Origin of the sequence: Photobacterium salinisoli (assembly GCF_003614885.1) — a bacterium.
GTDB classification, from domain to species: Bacteria; Pseudomonadota; Gammaproteobacteria; order Enterobacterales; family Vibrionaceae; genus Photobacterium; species Photobacterium salinisoli.
This window is the reverse complement of sequence record NZ_QZMS01000007.1, coordinates 165,713-186,777: the sequence shown is the minus strand read 5'-3', so window position 1 is coordinate 186,777 and position 21,065 is coordinate 165,713. Positions and strand designations below refer to the sequence as shown.

At 51.3% G+C, this 21,065-nt stretch carries 18 protein-coding genes and 2 pseudogenes; 1 reads left to right on the top strand and 19 read right to left on the bottom strand.

All coding sequences use genetic code 11. The annotated features are described in order from the left end of the window. Positions 1-9: 9 nt before the first annotated feature. The 15 genes and pseudogenes from fliG to flgK form a co-directional block, all read right to left on the bottom strand. A complete protein-coding gene (gene fliG / locus D6M16_RS01575) occupies positions 10-1,053 on the bottom strand; it encodes a flagellar motor switch protein FliG (RefSeq protein ID WP_120510271.1) in 1,044 nt (347 codons plus the stop codon). Continuing rightward, complete coding sequence (gene fliF, locus D6M16_RS01570) at positions 1,043-2,785, bottom strand: flagellar basal-body MS-ring/collar protein FliF (protein WP_120510270.1); 1,743 nt, start codon at positions 2,783-2,785, stop codon at positions 1,043-1,045. Before fliF ends, fliG begins: the two co-directional genes overlap by 11 nt. A 16-nt stretch (positions 2,786-2,801) precedes the next feature. Further along, complete coding sequence (gene fliE, locus D6M16_RS01565; protein ID WP_027253934.1) at positions 2,802-3,113, bottom strand: flagellar hook-basal body complex protein FliE; 312 nt, start codon at positions 3,111-3,113, stop codon at positions 2,802-2,804. A gap of 117 nt (positions 3,114-3,230) precedes the next feature. Continuing rightward, positions 3,231-3,401 (bottom strand): annotated as a pseudogene (locus D6M16_RS22650) (helix-turn-helix domain-containing protein); the annotation flags it as partial. Positions 3,402-3,481: 80 nt separating this feature from the next. Continuing rightward, positions 3,482-4,631, bottom strand: a pseudogene (locus D6M16_RS01560) (sigma-54-dependent transcriptional regulator); the annotation flags it as partial. Then, positions 4,628-5,686: a sensor histidine kinase gene (locus tag D6M16_RS01555; RefSeq protein ID WP_276131383.1), complete on the bottom strand. Its 1,059-nt coding sequence runs from the start codon at positions 5,684-5,686 to the stop codon at positions 4,628-4,630. The pseudogene D6M16_RS01560 and the gene D6M16_RS01555, both read right to left, overlap by 4 nt. 196 nt (positions 5,687-5,882) lie before the next feature. Next, positions 5,883-7,346: a sigma-54 dependent transcriptional regulator gene (locus tag D6M16_RS01550; RefSeq protein ID WP_120510268.1), complete on the bottom strand. Its 1,464-nt coding sequence runs from the start codon at positions 7,344-7,346 to the stop codon at positions 5,883-5,885. A gap of 228 nt (positions 7,347-7,574) precedes the next feature. Continuing rightward, a complete protein-coding gene (gene fliS, locus D6M16_RS01545) occupies positions 7,575-7,979 on the bottom strand; it encodes a flagellar export chaperone FliS (RefSeq protein WP_120511825.1) in 405 nt (134 codons plus the stop codon). 15 nt (positions 7,980-7,994) lie between these two features. Then, positions 7,995-8,294 (bottom strand): flagellar rod protein FlaI, encoded by a 300-nt coding sequence (locus tag D6M16_RS01540; RefSeq protein ID WP_120510267.1) that lies wholly within the window; start codon positions 8,292-8,294, stop codon positions 7,995-7,997. A gap of 24 nt (positions 8,295-8,318) precedes the next feature. Beyond that, positions 8,319-9,692 carry a flagellar filament capping protein FliD gene (fliD, locus tag D6M16_RS01535; protein WP_120510266.1) on the bottom strand — a complete coding sequence of 458 codons (1,374 nt, stop codon included), beginning with the start codon at positions 9,690-9,692 and terminating at the stop codon, positions 8,319-8,321. 22 nt (positions 9,693-9,714) lie between these two features. Continuing rightward, positions 9,715-10,161, bottom strand: coding sequence for a flagellar protein FlaG (locus D6M16_RS01530; RefSeq protein ID WP_120510265.1), 447 nt, complete (start codon positions 10,159-10,161; stop codon positions 9,715-9,717). A gap of 63 nt (positions 10,162-10,224) precedes the next feature. After that, positions 10,225-11,376, bottom strand: coding sequence for a flagellin (locus tag D6M16_RS01525; RefSeq protein ID WP_120510264.1), 1,152 nt, complete (start codon positions 11,374-11,376; stop codon positions 10,225-10,227). Between the two features lie 356 nt (positions 11,377-11,732). Then, positions 11,733-12,881 (bottom strand): flagellin, encoded by a 1,149-nt coding sequence (locus D6M16_RS01520; RefSeq protein ID WP_120510263.1) that lies wholly within the window; start codon positions 12,879-12,881, stop codon positions 11,733-11,735. Between the two features lie 337 nt (positions 12,882-13,218). Further along, the gene (gene flgL / locus D6M16_RS01515) at positions 13,219-14,409 is read right to left on the bottom strand and encodes a flagellar hook-associated protein FlgL (RefSeq protein WP_120510262.1); all 1,191 of its coding nucleotides are present in this window, start codon (positions 14,407-14,409) and stop codon (positions 13,219-13,221) included. 14 nt (positions 14,410-14,423) lie between these two features. Continuing rightward, positions 14,424-16,307 (bottom strand): flagellar hook-associated protein FlgK, encoded by a 1,884-nt coding sequence (flgK, locus tag D6M16_RS01510; protein WP_120510261.1) that lies wholly within the window; start codon positions 16,305-16,307, stop codon positions 14,424-14,426. Positions 16,308-16,519: 212 nt separating this feature from the next. Here flgK and D6M16_RS01505 point away from each other — a divergent pair, with 212 nt between their 5' ends. Further along, complete coding sequence (locus D6M16_RS01505) at positions 16,520-17,245, top strand: hypothetical protein (protein ID WP_120510260.1); 726 nt, start codon at positions 16,520-16,522, stop codon at positions 17,243-17,245. A 37-nt stretch (positions 17,246-17,282) separates the two neighbouring features. On the opposite strand, the gene flgJ is transcribed toward D6M16_RS01505, so the two are convergent. The 4 genes from flgJ to flgG form a co-directional block, all read right to left on the bottom strand. Next, positions 17,283-18,284: a flagellar assembly peptidoglycan hydrolase FlgJ gene (gene flgJ, locus D6M16_RS01500; protein ID WP_120511824.1), complete on the bottom strand. Its 1,002-nt coding sequence runs from the start codon at positions 18,282-18,284 to the stop codon at positions 17,283-17,285. 62 nt (positions 18,285-18,346) lie between these two features. After that, a complete protein-coding gene (locus tag D6M16_RS01495) occupies positions 18,347-19,444 on the bottom strand; it encodes a flagellar basal body P-ring protein FlgI (protein WP_276131382.1) in 1,098 nt (365 codons plus the stop codon). Between the two features lie 42 nt (positions 19,445-19,486). Continuing rightward, positions 19,487-20,257 carry a flagellar basal body L-ring protein FlgH gene (flgH, locus tag D6M16_RS01490; protein ID WP_120510259.1) on the bottom strand — a complete coding sequence of 257 codons (771 nt, stop codon included), beginning with the start codon at positions 20,255-20,257 and terminating at the stop codon, positions 19,487-19,489. Between the two features lie 18 nt (positions 20,258-20,275). Further along, on the bottom strand, positions 20,276-21,064 hold the full coding sequence (gene flgG, locus D6M16_RS01485; RefSeq protein ID WP_046219541.1) for a flagellar basal-body rod protein FlgG: 789 nt from the start codon (positions 21,062-21,064) through the stop codon (positions 20,276-20,278). Position 21,065: the final 1 nt, after the last annotated feature.

The following is a 21,065-nucleotide window of genomic DNA, read 5'->3' as shown; positions in this document are numbered from 1 at the left end:
CCGGCTGAATTAGAGGTATTCATCCTGCCCACCGCCGCCATTCAGCATCAGCTCACCGGCTTCAGACAGACGACGGGCAATAGACAGAATTTCTTTCTGTGCCGCTTCCACATCGGAGACACGTATCGGCCCCATCGCTTCAAGATCATCCATCAGCAATTCAGAAGCACGCTTGGACATATTGCGCATAATTTTCTCGCGCAGCATATCGTCGGCCCCTTTGAGCGCTTTTTGCAGCAGTTCCTGAGGCACTTCCCGCAACAGGCTCTGGATACCGCGGTCGTCCACTTCGGCCAGGTTCTCGAACACGAACATCAGGTCTTCGATCTGAACAGCCATCTCCTCGTCGTTCTCGCGGATCTGATCCATCAGCAGACCTTCAATATTGTTGTCGAGGTAGTTCATGATATCGGCCGCCGCCTTCATGCCGCCAATTTTCGCGGCCTGAGCACCAGCCTGACCGGCGAACTGTTTCTCCATGATGTCGTTCAGCTCATGCAGGGCTGCCGGCTGAACTTCTTCCAGATTGGCAATTCGCATCATCAGATCCAGGCGCACGCGCTCAGGAAACTGGGATAAAATCTCTGCCGACTGTTCAGGTTCCAGATAAGACAACACGATTGTCTGAATCTGCGGGTGCTCATTGAGAATGATGCTGGCCACCTGACGTGGATCCATCCATTTGAGAGAATCCAGGCCACGGGAGCCGCTGCCCATCAGGATCTGATCAACCAGATTATTGGCTTTATCTTCACCCAGCGCTGCGATTAAGGTATTGCGGACAAAGTCGGCGCTGCCCATCCCAATGCTGGTGTATTTCTGGATATCGGTCAGGAACTGACGGTGCACAGCCGTCACCTTGTCATTACTCAGTTCCTTCATGCTGGCCATCGCCCCACCCACGCGCTGGACCTGCTTGGGTTCCAGGTGGCGTATGATGGAAGCCGCATCCTGTTCATTCAGGCTGAGTAACAGGATGGCTGCTTTATCCGTTCCACTTAAGCTGTTAATGTCGAACGGTTTTTCATCTGTAGTCGCGACTTCATTTGCCATCTTCGTATACCCAGTTCTTCACAACCTGAGCCGCCAGATCCGGTTCGTTGGCAACCAGTGCACGCACGGCTTTCAGTAAGTCGTCATCTTTGTGCAGATTTGGCAGATCCAGGTTGTTATTGGTTAAATCGATACCATCAACACCGTCCAGATCGGCTCCTATCAGTTCTGAGCCATCACCTGCCAGGATTGGCAGACCATTTTCATCCAGAGGTGTGCCATCGGCAGCCTGGTTCGGATAGAGCAGTTTGCGCATGGCAGGACGTACCAATACCACCAGCACAACGATGATCACCAGCGCCGCAGCCAGCCAACGTACCCAGGTATTGAAATTCGGGTGCTCCCAGATAGGCAACTCAACAATGCGTTCCTGCTCCTGGGTGGCGAAGGGGACGGAAATCACTTCCAGCATATCGCCGCGATCTTGCAGGAAGCCGACCCCACCCATCAGCAGGCGTCGGATTTTGACCAGTTCTTCTTCAGTCACGGGAACACGGGTCATTTCGCCGGTTTCCGGATTAAGCTGCGACTTATAATTGACCGCCACCGAGACCGTCTGGCGGCTGATTGTGCCGGTTTGCGAACGCTTATGACGGATAGTGGTATCCAGTTCAAAATTTCGCGTTGCTTCACGGTGCACAGAGCCGTTGCCGCCTTTACCGGTTTGCAAATCGATCACATCCTGCGGTATCGCTGAATCCTGCGGCGGCTGATTACTCAGGGCGCCCGGAATACCCGCCACAGACTGGCCGTTGTTGTAATCTTCCAGCGTATACTCACTGCGGGTTGACGGCGTGTTGGGATCAAAACGTTTTTGCGTTTCTTCCTGGGCACTGAAGTCCATCGAGACATCGACCTGAGAGGTGTAATTCCCCAGCCCCAGGACAGGAATTAATATCGCATCAATCTTTTCGCGCAAGGCTTGCTCTTGTTTGCGCTCCAGCTCGTATTCTTTCCGGCGTGCCGTGGCTGCCGGATCTTCGGTACCGGAACTGAGCAAACGACCGTGCTGATCAGTGACTGTAACTCGGCTGGGTTTCAAGCCCGGCACGGCGGTAGAGACCATATCCACAATGGAATCCACTTCCTGCTGACCCAGCGTGCCCCCTGTACCCAGAGTCAGAAATACACTGGCCGTGGCTTCCTGATTATGGCGGACAAAGACGCTTTGCTTTGGCATCGCCAGCAGTACCTGCGCTTTGCGCACTTGTCTGATCTGCTCTATGGCTCTTGCCAACTGACGCTCGCGACTCAGTTTCAGCCGCTCTTGTTCAAGACGTTGCGAAACACCAAATCCCATATCCTGCAGTAGAATATCATCACCTTCCGCTGTCGGGTTATTCAGTCCGGCACGGGTCAGTTCGAGCTTCAGTGCGCCGTATTGATCGGCTGGCACCCGGATAGTGTTTCCTTCCAGTTGATACTCAATTTGCTTCTGGTCAAAATGATCCAGAATCGGAATCAGCTCTTCAGTGGAAAAATTACCCAGCGGTCGCATTTCCGGTTCTTTCAGCCAGGCGACAACCAGCACTATCAAAGCGACACAAATCGCCACTGACAGCACCAGAATGATCTGACGCAGCAAATCAAGGTTGCCCAGCATACTGTCAACACGTGTGCTGGCACTCTTCTCTTCAAGATCCGGATTTTGCAGATCCAGGTCGCTGTTGGCAACGACAGGAGCTGCAGCGCTACCCGCTATGGCGAGTTCGTTGGATGTTTGTTCCGACACTCACTTAATTCCTGAATTAAACCGGCATATTCATCAGTTCTTTATAAGCTTCAACCAGCTTATTTCTAACCTGGACGGTTGCTTCAAAAGCCACGCTGGATTTATTTCGCGCGATCATGACATCTGACAGCGAAATACTGCGATCGCCCTGATCAAAACGACTGGTCATCTCACTGGATGTATTCTGTAATCCGTTAACCGTCTGTATCGCATCTTGCAGGGCTGCGCCAAAATCAGCACTGACCTTAGCGCCAGTCGCCGGACGTGACGCATTGCTGGCTTCCATTTGCATTGCCTGCATTTCTGACATAAATCCGTTGACTTTCATAGGTTATCTCCGTGGTACTTTTTTGACACAATCTATATTGATCGCATCTTAAAAGATAAAGTTGTGCAAGCTTAACGCCAAAAATATGAAATTAATCTGTTAATTCCGCTTTTATGGTCAAACTGGGATCTCGATTCCGGCGTCCCGCATCTTGGCTAATTTATACCTGAGCGTGCGCGGGCTGATGCCTAACCGCTCAGCCACTTCTTTTCGTTTGCCTTCGCAGGCCTGTATGGCTTCCAGAATAATGGCAAACTCCTGTTCACGAAGCTCGCTGCCCAGGCTGTCAGCCCCTGACATACCCGGCGGTATCACATGTACCGCAGTGTCATTCACTTGCTGCGATGTCACCGGCGTCAGGCTGATAGCATGTTGAAGGCTGTGTGAATCCATCCAGTCCATGCCTTCCAGCAGAATATGCTCGCCACCTATGTCAGCATCACCGGCCAGTATCAGTGCCCGCTGAACCACATTATCCAGCTCCCTGACATTACCGGGCCAGTTATACTGAAGCAGTTTGGCTTGCGCGGCGGCAGAGAATACCGGTGATGGCATTCCCTGTTTCTTGCAATGCCGATCAGCCAGGTGACTGGCCAGTGGCATAATATCGCCCGGACGTTCAGCCAGCGACGGCCAGACAAGCGGAAAGACATTGAGGCGGTAGTACAAATCCTCCCGGAAATTTCCTTCCGCCACGTATTGTTTCAGGTCCCGGTTACTGGTGGCCAGCACCCGCACATCCAGTTTGATACTTTTCCTGCTGCCCAAACGCTCGACTTCACGCTCTTGGAGAACGCGCAGCAGTTTCGCCTGCAAGTTCAGATCCATCTCACTGATCTCATCCAGCAAAATGGTACCGCCTTGTGCCTGTTCAAATTTTCCCGGGCAGGCCTGAACCGCGCCGGTGAAGGCACCTTTTTCATAACCGAATAAGGTCGCTTCCAGCATGTTGTCGGGAATTGCGGCACAATTGATCGCGATAAAAGGCCCTTCACGACGCAGTGAATGCTCATGAATGTATCGCGACATCACTTCTTTGCCTGAGCCACTCGGCCCGAGTACCATCACGCTGGCGTCAGTCTGTGCAACTCTTTCGGCCAGCGCCAGTAATTTCAGGCTTTTCTCATCGGCGGCTATCGCCTGACTGCTGACCGCTTGCACAGGCGCATAGCGGCTGACCATGTTCAATAACACTTCCGGCGCAAAAGGCTTTGCCATGTAATCAATGGCACCGTCTTTCATTGCCAGTACAGCGTCTTCAATATTGGCATAGGCTGTCATCAAGAGTACCGGCAGTTTAGGCCAGTGTTGCTTGATATTCCGCAGCAGGCCCAGCCCGTCCATTCCGGCCATTTGAACATCGGATACCACAATATCCACCTGCTCAGATTTCAACAGCAACAGGGCTTGTTCGGCACTGTCTGCTTCCAGCCACTGATAACCTGCCAGCGCCAGTGTATCCACTAAGGCTTCTCGCAGACCTTCGTCGTCCTCAACGATCAGTACTCGGCTCGTCATTGCCTGTCTCCTGTTGCAGTTAATTCATATTCTTGCTCATGGCTTTCTGCTCTTGGCAGACTGAGCGTAAATGAGGCGCCTTCTCCCGGGGTCGAAAATAGCGAAAGGCTTCCATTGTGAGCTTTTGCCACCATCTGGACCACGGCCAGTCCTAAGCCTGTGCCTTGCTGACGAGTAGTGAAAAACGGTTCCAGCACCTTGTTCTGCATCTCAGGGGCAATGCCGGGACCGTTATCAGTAATGCTGAGGTGAATCATGTCGGCGCCGCAACGTACCGATAAACTGACTTTGCAGGCTTTGCCTGACATCTGAATGGCATTGGTGATCAAATTGCTGATCGCACTGGCCAGAGCATTTACATTACCCAGAATACTGGGGCTCTCATCATCACACTCGATCGAAAAATCCACCTGATTGGACACCACCTGGGCCTCTATCATGGCGTCCAGTTCATTGAACAAGGCTTCAAGCGTAAAAGGTGCCACCACTTTGTTATCACCGCCTTTGGCAAACAGCAGCATGTCATTGACCTGCTTTTCCAGATCCCGCAACCTGTCCATCAGTTTGGTCTGAAACCTGTCGCGGGTTTGCACTGTCAACTGCGGCGATGACAGATTTGCTGCGTATAACATGGCACTGGAAAGCGGTGTTCTGACCTGATGCGCCAGCGAAGCCACCATACGCCCCAGTGAGGATAAGCGTTGCATCTCACTGAAACGGGACTGCAGCAGTCGGGTTTCTGTCATGTCGGTGATCACAATAAGCTGCCCACTGGCTGATGCGGAGATCGCCAGTTTGACTTTACGGCCACTGTGCAAAGAAATTTCATGGCCGTCATCTTCCTGAGGTGCAAAGGCACGCTGGATAACATCCAGCCAGCGCTCCCCCGCCAATGGCTCTCCTAACAGGCGGACAGCTTCAGGGTTGGCTTCACATACCATTCCCATTCCATCGAGCAAGATCACACCAGTCGGCATGACTTCAATCACTTGCTTATACCTGCTGACCTGTTGACTCAGGTTTCCCAGCGGGGAGACAGACTGCCCTTCTTCCACCTTGCACCTACTTTCGCATTGTACTTTGTTACACTAAATAAGCACTTTCTATGCCAAAAATATTCAACGAAAAACAACAAGTTATGATAAGGCCATAAAAAAAGAGTGATGTCAGAATATTGACATCACTCCTTTCAGAGTCTGGCGTACTGCATAAAAACCACAATACGACAGGTTAAATTTTTACGGGCTGATGCTATCCGCGCACAGGCTCTTTGGTCGAGATATTGTACTTACGCATTTTTTCGACCAGGGTTGTACGTCGCATACCCAGCATGTCGGCCGCCCGGGCGACCACCCCACCCTGTGCGTCAAGTGCCTGACGAATCATGTCAATTTCAAGATCCGCCAGCATTTCTTTCAGGTTAAGGCCTTCAGGCGGTAAATCGCTGAAGCCGAAACTGTCTTCCTGTTCATCGTAACCGTCGGAGAAGACATCGGCTAACATCGCGCGTTCCTGTTCCTCAACAGACATCACGCGCTCTTCAGGACAGAAATCCGGCAGATCACAGTACCTGTACTTCACCGGTAAATGATTCACATCCACCATTTCACCCGGATAGAGAATCATCAAGCGCTCAACCAGATTGGCAAGCTCACGCACGTTGCCTGGCCAGTCATGCTCCATCAGAGAAGTGATCGCTCTCGGGGTAAAATGCACGGACCTCGCGCCTTCAGCTTCCATCCGGGACAGCAATTCCTGCAGCAGCAGGGGAATATCTTCCAGCCGTTCACGCAATGGCGGCGTTTCAATCGGGAATACGTTCAAACGATAAAACAGATCTTCCCGGAACAGGTTTTCTGCAATCATGGTATCCAGGTTGCGGTGGGTCGCGGCAATAATGCGGACATTTGCTTTAATGCTCTGATTTCCCCCCACACGCTCAAAGCAACGCTCCTGAATCACACGCAGCAATTTCACCTGCATCGGCATCGGCATGTCACCGATTTCATCCAGGAAAAGCGTGCCGCCTTCCGCCAGTTCAAACCGCCCTTTTCGTGAGGAGATAGCGCCGGTAAATGCGCCTTTCTCATGGCCAAACAGCTCACTTTCCAGCAATTCAGCAGGGATTGCACCACAATTGACTGGCACAAACGGGCCTTTACCACGAGATGAATGGTAGTGGATATTACGGGCAACAACTTCTTTACCTGTACCGGATTCACCAAGAATCAACACACTGGCGTCCGTCCCTGCGACCTGTTCAATCAGATAGCGAACCTGACTGATACTGTCACTGCGCCCGACCATACTGCGAAACAACGTATTTTTCCGGGAAAGTTGCGGCACCTGAAAATGATTTTTGCCCTGGAATTCCTGACAATGACGCAGCGCATCCATCAACTGGCTGTAATGCAGCGGATAGGCCAGAGTACCGACAAAATTCGGCATACCTGAGACCGCTTTTTCATGCTGAGGCATGGATAGCACAGGAATATGATATCGCTGACGCAGTTGTTCCAGCACCTGATTCTGTTTTTTCACAGAATGGATATTGCCAATCAAACAGGCGCCCCAGGGTTGTTCCCACAGCGCGCCTTCTGCCTCATCGGTGGATATCGCTTCATGCTGCTCACCGACAAAATTAAGGATCACGCTGAGATCGTGACGGTGCTGCGGGTCGTCATCAATGACGAGGGTCTTAGCTAAACCTTGCATAGAAGTGATATTTGCCTGTCTTTATGTATTCTTATGGCGTATTCAAACGGAACAGCAACCAAAACTGATGCTGCCCATTGTAATAAAAGAACAGGACTTGGCAACCGGGCACAGTGAAAAGCTGTGAGCCCAGTGCCACGGAATTACGTTGGATACACAATCAGTTGACTATTGGCAGCCCAAATTGTGCGGGAGAACTGGGAAGCAGAATGCTGACTCGTTGACGGATTAATACTCCATCTGAGTAATATTATGATGCTCAGGAGGAATCTGATCCCATGCAGATTTCAGCTCCCTTAACATGTCGATCACTTCATCAACATGTTCTACCTCGTTTTTCTGGTTGGCTGTCGTGATTTTTTCAATCATGTACAGATACAGCGAATCCAGATTGCTGGCGATCTCGCCACCATCATCAAATGACAGACAGCCACGCAAGCTGATGATGATATCCAGAGCCTTACCCAGGCGCTCACCTTTGGTGGCAATTGATCCTTGCTCCATGGCCGCTTTACCCTGAATCAAACGCTCTATGGCACCCGCCATCAGCATTTGAATCACACGGTGAGGTGATGCGGATGTTAACTGACTGTCTACTGAGACTCGCTTATAAGCCTGTAGATTTCCTCTCATGACCATGATGTTACCTTAACGAAATTGATTATATGCCTGCAGCGAACGTTGTCCGTGCTGTAATCGTTTCAGTTGACTTGCTGACTTTTCGCGCTTTTCGCGCAATCTTGTCAGCAAATCCGATGTTCGGTTTATTGCTTCCTGCCAGCTGACTTGATCCAGCATTTCTGGCACAGCTTTGAGATCATTGAGTACCGTCTGGCGATCGGCCAGCAAACGGTACAGTGTGTCCACGTCAATGTCCGTACCGTCATTGATAAGCTGGTTCAGTTGCTGATCAATGTCGGCCAGGGTTTGCATCATCTTGTTTGACATTGCCTTCCCTCTTGTTATCCGCGATTACATTTGCGGCATCATACTCATCATTGAACCCAGTTGGCTCTGCATCTGCCCCATGGCATGATCCATCGCAGAAAACTGGTCGTGGGTACGCTGATAGACGCCTTCCATCCGGCGGTCCAGCTCGCGCTGATCATCATTGAGCGATAACACTTGCTCGTTAATACTTTTTTCCCGGTTCGAGATACTGCCGGTCACACCAGTATAGGCATGTAACATATCTTCGATCCGGCGGGCAAAACCTTTTCGGCTGCCAAAAAATTCACCGACCGCGGCAAAATTCTGGTTCAGTTGCCTGTCGAGTTTATCGTAATCAATTTCCAGATGCCCGCTCAGTGTGGTTGTCACACCCAGTTCACTCAGGGTCTGCAAACTTGATGGCCCCTCTTCCAGCGGCATACTAAATGCGTTTCGCAACTGCTGAACCGATGAGCGCAGCATACTGTCACCGACCAGCGGCCCTTTGCTTTGGGTGTTCGGGTCAAATTTACCCAGCTCTAAGGCGGTGTCGTAAAACTGATTGTAAGCATTCACAAACCGCTCGATCTGCGCCCCGGCCTTGTCTTTGTCGTAGCCGATTTCAATCACGGCTTGCGGCTTTTCGGCATTGACTGACAGTTGCTTTAAATCAATATCCAAACCGGGAATCGCATCTGTCAGGGTATTGGTGTCGCTCGTCACTTCTGCCAGGCCGTCAATAAGCACTTTGGCATCAGTGGCAGCCTGCATTTCCTGCATAGGACTACCGGGATTTCCGGCGTCAAAGGCAAAAGACTGCAACGGGCTGCCGGCTTGCGCCTCGACAACCACTTTCAGCGGATTGCCAGCCCCGGTTTTATCGGAGTTCAGCACCAATCGGGCACCGCTGGCGTCCTTAATGACAGTGGCGAGCACACCTTTGTTGTCCGGGTGACGGTTTATCTCACGAACCACATCCAGCAGTTTGGTTTGATCCTGGTCGAATGAAACGTCAAAAGACTGACCACCCACAGAGAGTGTCAATTTTCCGGCACCTATCGCCGTTTTATCATCAACCGGCAGAGACGCAATTTTATGCGATGTCGCCAGTTGCTTGACTTCAACGGAATATCGCCCGGGCAGCGCTTCATGGCTGGCACGGACAGACACCAAATCCTGATTGTCTGAAGAAGCGGTACGCTCAGCCAGGGTATGGTTCTGCCTGATGTCTGCCATCAGGGTTTTCATACCATCGAGTGCGCCTTTCAGGCGCCCGTAAGCACTCAGCTCGACATTGGCCTGCTCTTTTCGCTGATTGATGCGCTCTTCTTTTGGCGCCCGCTCTGCGGCGACAATTTTGTCGACCATGGCATTGATATCCAGGCCGGATGCCGTACCCATTGCGCCAATATTCATCTACAACCTCAATCAGTTACGATTATACTTTGGTGGTCAAAAGCCCGGTGGTATAGGTCGCTATCTGACGTGACAGCGCCAACATATCTTCATCGGGGATCTGCCGGACCACTTCACCGCTTGCTTTTTCATAAACGGTAACAACCTGACGGCCAGACTCTTCATCAATTCTGAATGCCAGCCCTTTATTCATTGAGCCGACAAAATCTTCAATACTTTCCACCAGTTTCTCTAATTGCTGGCGATGTAACTGCTGCTGTTCTTCCAGCCTGGCCGACTGCTCTACGCGCCTGACGTCCGTGTTCGCTGACACACCTGAGGCATTGTGCCCTGGGGCTGCGACCGCCAAAGAATCTTCACGTGGATGACCAACAGAAGGGTTTGCAACATCTGTGCCAACAGGTGATTTCGCACCGGTTGAAGAAAAGCGGGATAGAAATGAAGGGTTTAATACAGATTTTACGTCCATTTTCTGACACCTTCTGATCGAAAAAAGCGGCAAGGGCTTGCCCCTGCCGCTTCATTGAGCGGATTAGCCCAGCAGGCTCAGTGCCGCCTGAGGCGCCTGCTTCGCTTGCGCCAGGATAGAGGTCGACGCTTGCTGCAGGATTTGGTTCTTAGTCAGGTTAGTGGTTTCTTTCGCAAAGTCAGTATCACGGATACGACTGTTAGAAGAAGTCACGTTTTCGTTGATGCTGTTCAGGTTGCTGATGGTGTGATCCATACGGTTTTGTTTCGCACCCAGCTCTGCACGGTGTGAGTCAACAAACTGCATAGCACCATCCAGAATTGCCGCTGCTTGCTGTGCGCCACCGACTGTGCTGACATCCAGCTCAGACACAGTGATATTAGCCGCTGTACCTGCAATCGAGGCATCCACTGCATTGCCCGCAGTATCAGTCATTGCGATAGTACCGGTAGTCACACCGACAGTACCGTTAGATGAGAAAATTTGCAGCTCACCTTTTTCAGTAACTGAAGCGTTAATCTGGTCATTCTGACCGTTGATACGGGTCGCGATTTCTTCGATATCGTCACCGCCAACCAGGTCGATGCTTACTGCTGTCGCATTACCGTCTGCATCAGTTACGCTCAGCTCGATAGTGGTATCAGCATCCAGGGTAGAGTTTTTATCAGCTACCTGGTTAGTCGACACCAGCAGGCTACCGCCCATATCGGCGCTGTCAGAACGCATATTTTTCAGCGTCAGCTGTACCGCTTCACCGGAATCTGCACCCACCTGGAAGGCACGGGTACCGAATGTACCATTCAGTAGCTTCTGACCACCGAAAGACGTGGTTTCTGCGATACGGTTCAGTTCGTCGTTCAGTGCCGTTACTTCTTCCTGAATCGCTTTACGGTCATCATCAGAGTTAGAGCCGTTCGCCGATTGCAGAGACAGGTCACGCATACGCTGCAGGATGCTGGTGGTTTCTTGCATTGCACCTTCAGCAGTCTGAGACATTGAGATACCGTCGTTGGCATTACGTACTGCTACGTCCAGGCCACGGCTCTGAGTCATCAGACGGTTAGAAATTTGCAGACCGGCTGCGTCATCTTTTGCACTGTTGATGCGTGAACCGGTAGACAGGCGCTCCATAGAAGCTGCTGTATTATCGCTAGCTTTGTTCAGGTAACGCTGAGCGGTCATTGCAGAAACGTTAGTGTTTACTGTAACTGCCATAGTAATTCTCCTTACTTATGCTTCTTTGTGGCTTGACCAGCTCAGCCGGCAAGTCCGAGTTATTCTTCGTACATCACCTTTAACGGCACTGGTGAAGAAAGCTTTAAGATTTTTTTTGAAATTTTTTTACTGGGCAAAAAAGTGTGAAACCGAACACAATCAACAACGAATCAGAATTCATTACCTTGATTCAACAGTGGCGCACTTTCTTGTTCTATAAGGGTTATCGGCGGTGAGAAGGAAAACTTTACAGAATTTTTTTGCTATTTATTTGCTATTTTTTTATTGGCTGGCACCAATAAAAAACGGCAAGGTATTGCCACCTTGCCGTTGAATAATAATACCGCTTATCGCGATTATTGCAGTAGGTTCAATGCAGACTGCGGAATCTGTTTGGCTTGCGCCAGAATCGAGGTACTCGCTTGCTGCAGAATCTGATTCTTGGTCATGTCTGTTGTCTCTTTCGCGAAGTCGGTATCACGGATACGACTGTTCGAGGCAGACACATTCTCAGACGTATTGGCCAGGTTGTTAATGGTGTGCGTCAGTCGATTTTGCTTCGCACCCAGATCGGCTCGCATGCTGTCGATGTATTTCAGCGCTGAGTCAATCAGAGGTACTGCACGCTGCGCGCCACCCGCGGTTGAGACATCGATCTGCGAGACAGTAATGTCTGTTGCCGTACCGGCAATATCACCTGCAACAGTGGTGCCGTCGCTGTTGATCATGCTGATCGCGCCGTTGGTAACACCCACTGTACCGTCACTCGACACCAGCTGAAGTTCACCTTTCTCTGTGACAGAGGCATTGATCAGGCCATTCTGACCGTTAATACGGGTGGCAATTTCTTCCACATCATCACCGCCGATCAGGCCGATTGTCACAGGGGTTACCGTGCCGTCTGCGGCCGTAACACTCAATTCAATGCTGGTATCAGCGGCAAGGGTTGCATCCGGCTGAATAGTCGTGGTTGACACCAGCAAACTGCCGCCCATTTGCGGTTCGTCCGCACGAACACTGTCCAGGCCGACAACAATCGCTTCACCGGCATCGGCACCGACCTGGAAGGCCGCTTCACCAAAAGTACCATTGAGCAATTTACGACCACCGAAAGAGGTGGTTTCTGCGATACGGTTCAGCTCGTCCTGCAGTGCAGTAATTTCTTCCTGAATGGCGACACGATCGTCATCCGAGTTGGCACCGTTTGCTGATTGCAGCGACAGATCACGCATACGCTGCAAAATGCTGGTAGATTCCTGCATCGCCCCTTCTGCAGTCTGCGCTATCGAAATACCGTCATTGGCATTTCGCATCGCCACGTTCAGACCACGCGTCTGCGCAATCAGACGGTTGGAAATCTGCAAACCGGCCGCATCGTCTTTGGCGCTGTTAATACGACTACCCGTAGACAGACGCTCCATGGATTGGCTCAGGCCCTCAGATGCTTTGTTGAGGTAGCGCTGCGCAGTCATGGCAGACACGTTGGTGTTCACTGTTACACCCATTTTGCTCTCCTTTGACTTTTCGCTGTTAGCGAAACAGCTACCCGCAACGTCAACCCATCAGAGAGTGAAGCGGGACCAGCGTTAGTAAAAATGTCGTTAATGAAAATCACAATAATACTTTAGCAATTAGTGTGCCAGAAATAATAAGTCATTATTTTCATAGCTTTACACTATTTTTCATTGCCAATTGAAGCAAAGCGGCAAAGCCATGCCAGCCCGTTGAACCGCTCTGCCGCCAAGCCTTGCCGCCCGGCAAGATGAGCGGCAAAGACAAAATAAAGCCCCTTACCTGTAATACCGGTAAAGGGCTCATCACATGGCCTGCCAGGACCAGCACTTAGATATAGTTAAACAGGCTCAGGTTTTTGGTTTTCGCAAACGCCTGCTGGGAAGCCTGCAGCGCCAGCATATTTTCATTGAGCTCCACCACGGCTTTGCCGTAGTCCAGATCTTCGAGCGTCCCGCGCGCTTTATTAATCACCAGCTTAAAATCTTCATGCATGTCAGCCTGACGATCCAGTGTCTGCAGCCGGGTACCGACTTCTGATCGCGCCCGGTTGATATGCTTGAAGGCCTGTGACAACTCTTCCGCCACCTGGTGCAGTTCAGCGGTTGCCGATGCATCAGAAGGGGCACGGGCAGAGACTTCGATCCCGCGTTTGAAGGAGTCAAACACACTGAAAGTATCCTGACGGTTCAGTATAATCTGATCACCGTCTGTGACTTCGCCTTCCAGCTGTACCGACAAGGTTCCCCACTCTATGCCGCGTTTCGGATCAAAGGGTTGGCTGTCAACCAGGAGGCCATCCTGATAAAGATCATAAACCGCCCCCGATCCCGTCTGTGTGAAATCAATGGTGTAACTGGCATTGTCCGAATGGTTGTTATTACGGGCATGCGACAGCAGCAGCAGCGAACCAGACTGCAGATCGTAATCCGGCTGGTAATCACCGTACGGGTTTTCGATGTTCATAAACAGCTTGTCGCCCGGATCATTCACCGGCACTTCGACGTTTGGTGACACCTTAGACATCCGCTGATAGCTGTCACCGACATAACTGACGTTGCCGTTACCGTCACGGAAAAACGGCTGCTTATCGTACTGATTGCCCGCAAAAACGAAGTTACCGGATTCATCCTGGGTATTCACCAGATGGATGACGGAATCGAACAGCCCTCGCAAATCCTGCATGTGCGCGATTCTGTCATCATCTGACAACGAACCGTTCACCATAGACATGGTTTTACGCTTGGCGTCATCGAGCAGGGTTTCAGCATCGGAAATCGCGGTTTCTTCACTGCTCAGGCGGTTACGTGCCAATGTAATAGAGCGCAGCGACTGATCAATTTCGGTATTTTGCTGCGAAAAATTCTGCACATAAATCGAGGCAACCGGATCGTCCCCGGCGGTCAGCAACTGCTTACCGGACGCCAGTTGCTCCTGGTTCTCCGCCACTTTCACCTGTTGGCGGTTCATATCATTCGCCACGGACTGATAATTATGAAAGCTGGCAATTCGGCTAATCATACGGCGTTAACTCCTTATCGCGCGGCATTAAGCAAAGTATTAAAGGTTTCATTCGCCACGGTCATAATCCGGGACGATGCCATGTAGGCCTGCTGGAACTTCATCATGTTGGCGGCTTCTTCGTCCATATTGACGCCGGCAATCTCAGCTACACGGCTCTCAGCGGCTTCTTTTTCCTGGCGACCCACTTCTTTCAAACGTGCGGCCGATGCGCGCTGAACACCCATTTCGGTATTCAACCCTTCATAGACATCGATCACGCTGGAGCGGCCTTTATTCATGATCTTCGTATCCTGAAGATCCTGCATTTTGATCAGGTTGCCGTTATCGCCGCTGGCTGCATTCAGATTGACGGCAAAAACGTCGCCGCCCGCCGCACCATTACTCAGGGTGAACCCGGTGCCGCCCACCACTACCTGACCACTTGGCGGATAAGGCTGCGGCGCCTGCAAAACATTGCCCTGCATATCCAGCACCGCAAACTGCGACGAATCGGGCGATACCGCCACCTGGAATTCACGCAGCGGGCCCGGTGAAGTAATGGCAAATTCGGCTTTTCCCTGCGCCTGCGTTGCCGAGCTGAGATAACTCTGCGCCGCAATTTTTGCCGGGTCTGTCATTTCAGCCTGCACGTCTCTGGCCGCATTGCGGGTAGGACGCAGCAGGATTTTTTCGCCGCTGGTAATCGGGGCGGCAATTTCTATCCGCACACCATCGACCTCAAAACTCGGCGGCAGACCGCTCGGAATGACAGATTGTGACGAGCCATCCGGCATCTTCAGCGTATGCTGACTGCCGTTGAACCCCAGCTCGTACTCACCGGCCTGCAACTTACTGAGATCCTGTATGTATACCTTCACCTGTGCGCTGGATCCCTGAGGGATCAGCGCGCGGGAGGCGGCAACCTCGGGGGCATTGACATCGGTAAACATGGCCTCACCGACCTGACCGTTGAGATCCAGTCCCTGTGCCTGCAGCTGATTTACCGACTCGGTGAAACCTATGGTCATTTTGCCCAGCTCATCCATCACCTGCGGCAAGGTTTTGTCACGGTATTCAAACAGTGACGCCAGTTTACCGCCGACATCGTCAGAGCTGATGGCTTTCAGGGATTTACCTGCCACCACTGCCAGCCGGGTCTGCTGCGGATCGGGATCACCATTGATCATTTGCAGTTCGCTGGAATGGGTACCGGACACCAGGGTATGACCACTGCCGATCAGGACGTTGAAGGTTTCCGCGTTCTTACGCGTGACCGTGACTTTGGTGTAGGTCGACAGCTCATTGATTAACTGCTGATGTCTGTCCATCAGGTCGTTATCCGCGCCGCCGGCCGGGGTTTTCAGCAAGGCTTCATGAATTTCCACCAGCTCGCGGCCAATGTCATTCACCCTGTGCAGGGTTTTTGCCAGTACATCGTTGGTGACATCTTTTTGTTCGGCCAGAACCCGGTGCGTGTCATTCAACCCGGCCGCAACCATTTTGGCTTTTTCCAGTACGACTTTACGGGTGCCCAGATCATTGGGGCTGTCAGCCATGGCTTTGACGGCGTCGTACCACTGGTTCATATCCTGCGGCACCTGGCTGCCGCTGTTAGCCAGCAGCTTATCCAGCCGCTCAAGCTGTCCGTCGCGCTCTGTCGCGTAGCTGTGATTGGTCGTGGTGAGGTTCAGCTCGTTGGTGGCAAACTGATCATAACCGCGGCGAACTTCTGCCGCATGTACGCCTGTGCCGTAGTTATTGCCGCCCCACCACAGAGGATCGTTGGTCTGCTGCACCACAGACTGGCGGCTGTAACCATCCGTATTGACGTTGTTGATGTTATGGCTGGTGGTATTGAGCTGCCTTTGCGCTGTTAACACACCTTGAGAGCCCAAACTGAGCAAATCGAACGCCATTGCGCCTCCAGAAAACCTCGGGGGAGTTACTTTACTGGAGATTAATAAGCAAAAATCATTCCAACATATAAGTGTTTGTTTTTAATTGACTAAATTGAATTTAAGCAGACGCAAGGAAAAAGGTTGCCGCATATCTCAAAATGGGAAAGAGAATTACTTACAAACAAGAACCCTGAACTAATATGCAATTGAACTCACAAAGAGGTGTAACAATGTTCAATTATAAAAAACTGATTTTATTGTCGGCTTCACTCACAACCAGTCTGGCCTATGCCGGTACCGAGACAAATGCGTTTGATACGGAAGGGAACCCCATATTTATTGATACCTCCCAACTCTACCAAGATCCAGAAACAAAAATCATGCAGGGGCCTGGTGGACATAAATATATCCACACAGGTACTTACAATTCATTCGATGAGTATGGGAACCAGGCTGAAAAAGATTGTTCTCAAACACTTCTTTTTACTGATCCAAATAACCCACCCGATTTTAGTATTACAAACCTGCCCGGCCCAAGCTGCGCATTACAAAGGCTTACAACCGATAACTTTGAAGAAATATCAGTTGAAAACCTTAAAGCGCCTAAAATTCAAAATAACGACCAAGTAAAAAAACAAGAAAACGATAATATTGCAGCTCTGCTAGACAAAGACTGCAAAAGATTTGGCGCTTATGCCCCACCGAATGTCTGGAGCTATCCTGTCCCCGTCGCAAGTCATATCGGGGTCACAACCTACAAAGTCAGCTCAAAAATCTTAGGGGATACACTTGTATTAAGCTGGGTCCGATACTGGTCTCAAGAAGACAAATGGGCAGACAGAAAGTTTAGTGGGAATGGCTGGATCAAAGTGACAACAGGCAATGCAGCCTCAAGTGTTTACACCACGTATAAAGGGGTTCCTTTCGGCTCTTCCGTTGAAGGAGAAATTTGCTGAATCATGAATACGGCAAGTTGAGAACTTGCCGTACATTTTACTTCATCAGTTTCCGAACCGTGTCCATCACATTGATGATTTTATCGGCGTATTTCGGATCGGTCGCGTAACCGGCCTGATGCAGGTTACGGATAAAACGGCGCGGATCCTGCGGCGAGGCCAGTGCCTCTGAATAACGCGGGTTGTCATTCAAAAAACGGACATAGTCATTAAAGCTGTCTTCATAAGTATTGTAAGAGCGGAATGCCGCACGCTCCTGCACCGGAATACCGTCATGGTATTCCAGTGTCTGAGTCGCCACTTTATTGCCGGCCCAGCGTGAGTCCGCTTTGATGTTGAACAGGTTATTACTGTCACCGGCGGCATTTTTAACCACTTTCTTGCCCCAGCCGGTTTCCAGCGCCGCCTGCGCAATCAGCACTGCCGGATCGGTCCCCAGCATACCTGCTGCTTTTTCAGCGAACGGTCGCATACGGGTCACGAAATCTTCTGGCGAAGAAAACGGCTTTTGCTGCAACTGACGCAATGGCGGGCGGACAAACTCTGTGGCAGCCGTTTCGGCAGCAGCTGGCTTAACCGGTTGTTCTATAGCAGGATTGGTCTTGTCTTTCGCCGCGAAGACTTGAGCAAGCACATCATCGGCAGAGACCTGACGCGACTGCTGGATAGCCTCGAAACCCGCGGCTTTTTCCTGTTCCGATGTTGCCTGCTCTTCCGGTGTTGCCGGTGGCTTATCTAAGGCGCTTAGCTGTTCAACTATCAGATCAGCAAGACCGAGTGAACCGCGGGCGCTGAGTTCACTGGACATTTGTTCATCGCGCATTTCTTCAAAAAATTTGGTGTTTGAGCTGCTCATCAGATCAGACTCAAAGGCTTCATTGGCCTGACGCATCGATTTAAACAGCATTTGGGTAAACAGGGCTTCAAACTGCTCTGCTGCTGCTCGCAAAGATTCCTTATCGCCCTTCCCTTTGATACCAGCACGAAGGCGGTCAAGGTTAGCAAGGTCGTTGACAAAGCCTGGGTCCGTCGGTTTCATCGTCAGTGTTCTGCCTGTAATGCGCTTTTCATCGGCACCCGTAAACAAGGTGCCAGCCATAATTAAATAATGATCAACTGGCCTTCAATGGCTCCAGCCTGTTTCAGTGCCTGAAGAATCGCCATCAGATCGGAAGGTGCTGCCCCCACCTGATTGACCGCGCGTACCAGCTCATCCAGGGTAATGCCCGGGTTGAACTTAAACATGCGAGAGTCTTCTTCCGTCACTTCAATCTGAGAATCAGGTACCACCACAGTTTCACCGCCGGAGAATGGATTGGGCTGGCTGACCGTTGGATTTTCCCGTATAGACACTGTCATACCGCCGTGGGTAATTGCCGCAGGTTTAAGCTTCACATGCTGACCAACGACTATGGTTCCGGTACGGGAATTAACTATGATTTTAGCTGCGCCTTCGGCCGGGTCGAACTCAAGGTTCTCGATAGTAGACAGAAATGCCACGCGCTGGCTGACATCACGCGGCGCACGCACACGTACCGAGGTGGCATCAATGGGTGCAGCCATATCAGGGCCCAGAAACTCATTGATAGCATCGGACATACGTTGCGCCGTGGTGAAGTCAGATTCAAACAGGTTAAACGTCAGATGATCGCCTCGGCTGAACGGGTTAGGGACTTCCTGTTCAACAATCGCACCGTTTGCAATGCGTCCGACTGTCGGATTATTACCCACCAGCTTAGAGCCGTCCAAACCTTCAGCACTGAAGCCGCCAACCACCAGACTGCCTTGCGCCACCGCATAGACTTTACCGTCCAGACCACGCAGGAAGGTTTGGATTAGCGTGCCGCCGCGCAGGCTTTTCGCCGAACCGATGGAAGAGACCGTAATATCAATATGCTGGCCTTGCTTGGTAAACGGCGGCAAAGTCGCGCTGACAGCGACAGCGGCCACATTCTTGGTTTTGGGTTTAGTGCCTGCCGGCAATTGAATGCCGAAGTTTTGCAGCATGGCATTGAAGCTTTGGTCGGTAAATGGCGTAGTTTCACCGGTTCCCGGCAGGCCGACAACCAGACCGTAACCCGATAACTGGTTACTCCGCACCCCGGCGACTTCAGAGACATCCTTAATTCGGGCCGCCTGCAAAGGGAAAGCCATCAACAAGGCGAGTCCTGCCCATAGCATTTGTCTGGTCACTGTCATACTCTCATCGTCGTCGGGTAGCGGTTAGAAAAAATCAATCGGTTACAAGCTTACGTTAAAGAACCGGGCCAACCAGCCCTGCTCCTGAACATCCTGCCTGTCGCCGGTACCGGAATACTGAATACGGGCATTGGCAATCCGGGTCGACTCTATGGTGTTTTCCTGTGTGATGTCATCAGGACGAATCGTGCCGCTCAGCCGGATATACTCATCACCGCTGTTGAGCGTCAGCCACTTCTCGCCGCGAACCAGCAGATTACCGTTCGCCAATACGTCAACCACTTCGACGGAAATCGAGCCCTGAATACTGTTACTTTGATCGGCCGAGGTACTGCCTGAAAAGGTATTGGAGTTATTCACATCGTAAGAGATGTCACGGTCGCCAATCGTCAGTGGTTTACCGCCAAGCGTAAGGGGATCCATGGTTAAATCTGTCGACTTGTCGAGATCGGTACTGGCGCTTTTATTGGCTTTGTTTTTCTCAGCCAGCATCACAGTCACGATATCACCGATACCTCTTGGGCGGGTATCGTCATACATATCCTGCGCCAGCGCCTGACTGAACAAAGAGCCGGTCGCCGTGGCGTAATGGGCCGGTTTATCCTGAGGGCGGATGCTGCTCCAGGCCGGATCGCCGGCCTGCGGGTCTTCACGACGGCGTACAAGGTCAATCAAATCACCGCCCGATGAATCCTGATTTCCTTCTACGGCATCGACATTGGTCGTCGCCTGTGTCAGCTCATCCTGTTGTTCCGGCATTTGGACACAGCCGGTCAGCGTCAGTATTAAAGCCGTCAGCAACCAATTTCTCATCTTAGACCCCACTCTTTATTAAAGTTGCTGGTTCACATAACTCAGCATCTGGTCAACGGTTGAAATCACTTTGGAGTTCATTTCATATACACGCTGGGCTTCAATCATATTGACCAGCTCTTCCGTCACGTTGACATTGGATGTTTCCAGCATGGACTGACGGATCTGGCCAAAACCTTCCAGACCTGGCACGCCTTCCTGCGGATCACCACTGGCACCGGTTGGCAGGAACAGGTTCTGACCGATAGGCTCCATACCGCCCGGGTTGATAAAATCGACCGTGGTCAGCTGACCCAGTACCAGGCTTTCCTGCTGATTACGGATACGGGCAGACACTTCACCGTCTGTGCCGACAGTAATGCTGACCGCATCTTCCGGCACAACAATTTCAGGCTGCAGCAAGTAACCACCACCTGAGGTCACCATCTGGCCTTCTTCATTGATAGTGAACTGGCCATTTCGGGTGTAGCCTATGTTGCCGTCCGGCAACAGGATCTGAAAGAAGCCATCGCCTTCTATCATCAAGTCCATGGCGTTGTTGGTGGTCTGAGTATTACCCTGGGTAAACACTTTTTGTGTTGCCACCACCTTTGAACCCGCCCCCAGCATCAGACCGGATGGCAAAGTGGTATCCTGAGTGGACTGGCCGCCTGGCTGGTTAATGTTCTGATAAAACAGATCCTCAAACACCGCTCGGCTCTTTTTAAAGCCTATGGTCGAGGCGTTAGCCAGGTTATTCGAAATGGTCGAGATGTTTGTTTGCTGAGCGTCAAGACCGGTTTTACTGACCCATAATGCTGGATGCATG

What these genes read in the sequence shown, in the direction of transcription:
- fliG (WP_120510271.1), bottom strand. Translation starts at nt 1,053, where the DNA reads ATGGCAAATGAAGTCGCGACTACAGATGAAAAACCGTTCGACATTAAC.
- fliE (WP_027253934.1), bottom strand. Translation starts at nt 3,113, where the DNA reads ATGAAAGTCAACGGATTTATGTCAGAAATGCAGGCAATGCAAATGGAA.
- D6M16_RS01550 (WP_120510268.1), bottom strand. Translation starts at nt 7,346, where the DNA reads ATGCAAGGTTTAGCTAAGACCCTCGTCATTGATGACGACCCGCAGCAC.
- fliS (WP_120511825.1), bottom strand. Translation starts at nt 7,979, where the DNA reads ATGAGAGGAAATCTACAGGCTTATAAGCGAGTCTCAGTAGACAGTCAG.
- D6M16_RS01540 (WP_120510267.1), bottom strand. Translation starts at nt 8,294, where the DNA reads ATGTCAAACAAGATGATGCAAACCCTGGCCGACATTGATCAGCAACTG.
- fliD (WP_120510266.1), bottom strand. Translation starts at nt 9,692, where the DNA reads ATGAATATTGGCGCAATGGGTACGGCATCCGGCCTGGATATCAATGCC.
- D6M16_RS01530 (WP_120510265.1), bottom strand. Translation starts at nt 10,161, where the DNA reads ATGGACGTAAAATCTGTATTAAACCCTTCATTTCTATCCCGCTTTTCT.
- D6M16_RS01525 (WP_120510264.1), bottom strand. Translation starts at nt 11,376, where the DNA reads ATGGCAGTTACAGTAAACACTAACGTTTCTGCAATGACCGCTCAGCGT.
- D6M16_RS01520 (WP_120510263.1), bottom strand. Translation starts at nt 12,881, where the DNA reads ATGGGTGTAACAGTGAACACCAACGTGTCTGCCATGACTGCGCAGCGC.
- flgL (WP_120510262.1), bottom strand. Translation starts at nt 14,409, where the DNA reads ATGATTAGCCGAATTGCCAGCTTTCATAATTATCAGTCCGTGGCGAAT.
- flgK (WP_120510261.1), bottom strand. Translation starts at nt 16,307, where the DNA reads ATGGCGTTCGATTTGCTCAGTTTGGGCTCTCAAGGTGTGTTAACAGCG.
- D6M16_RS01505 (WP_120510260.1), top strand. Translation starts at nt 16,520, where the DNA reads ATGTTCAATTATAAAAAACTGATTTTATTGTCGGCTTCACTCACAACC.
- flgJ (WP_120511824.1), bottom strand. Translation starts at nt 18,284, where the DNA reads ATGAAACCGACGGACCCAGGCTTTGTCAACGACCTTGCTAACCTTGAC.
- D6M16_RS01495 (WP_276131382.1), bottom strand. Translation starts at nt 19,444, where the DNA reads ATGACAGTGACCAGACAAATGCTATGGGCAGGACTCGCCTTGTTGATG.
- flgH (WP_120510259.1), bottom strand. Translation starts at nt 20,257, where the DNA reads ATGAGAAATTGGTTGCTGACGGCTTTAATACTGACGCTGACCGGCTGT.
- flgG (WP_046219541.1), bottom strand. Translation starts at nt 21,064, where the DNA reads ATGCATCCAGCATTATGGGTCAGTAAAACCGGTCTTGACGCTCAGCAA.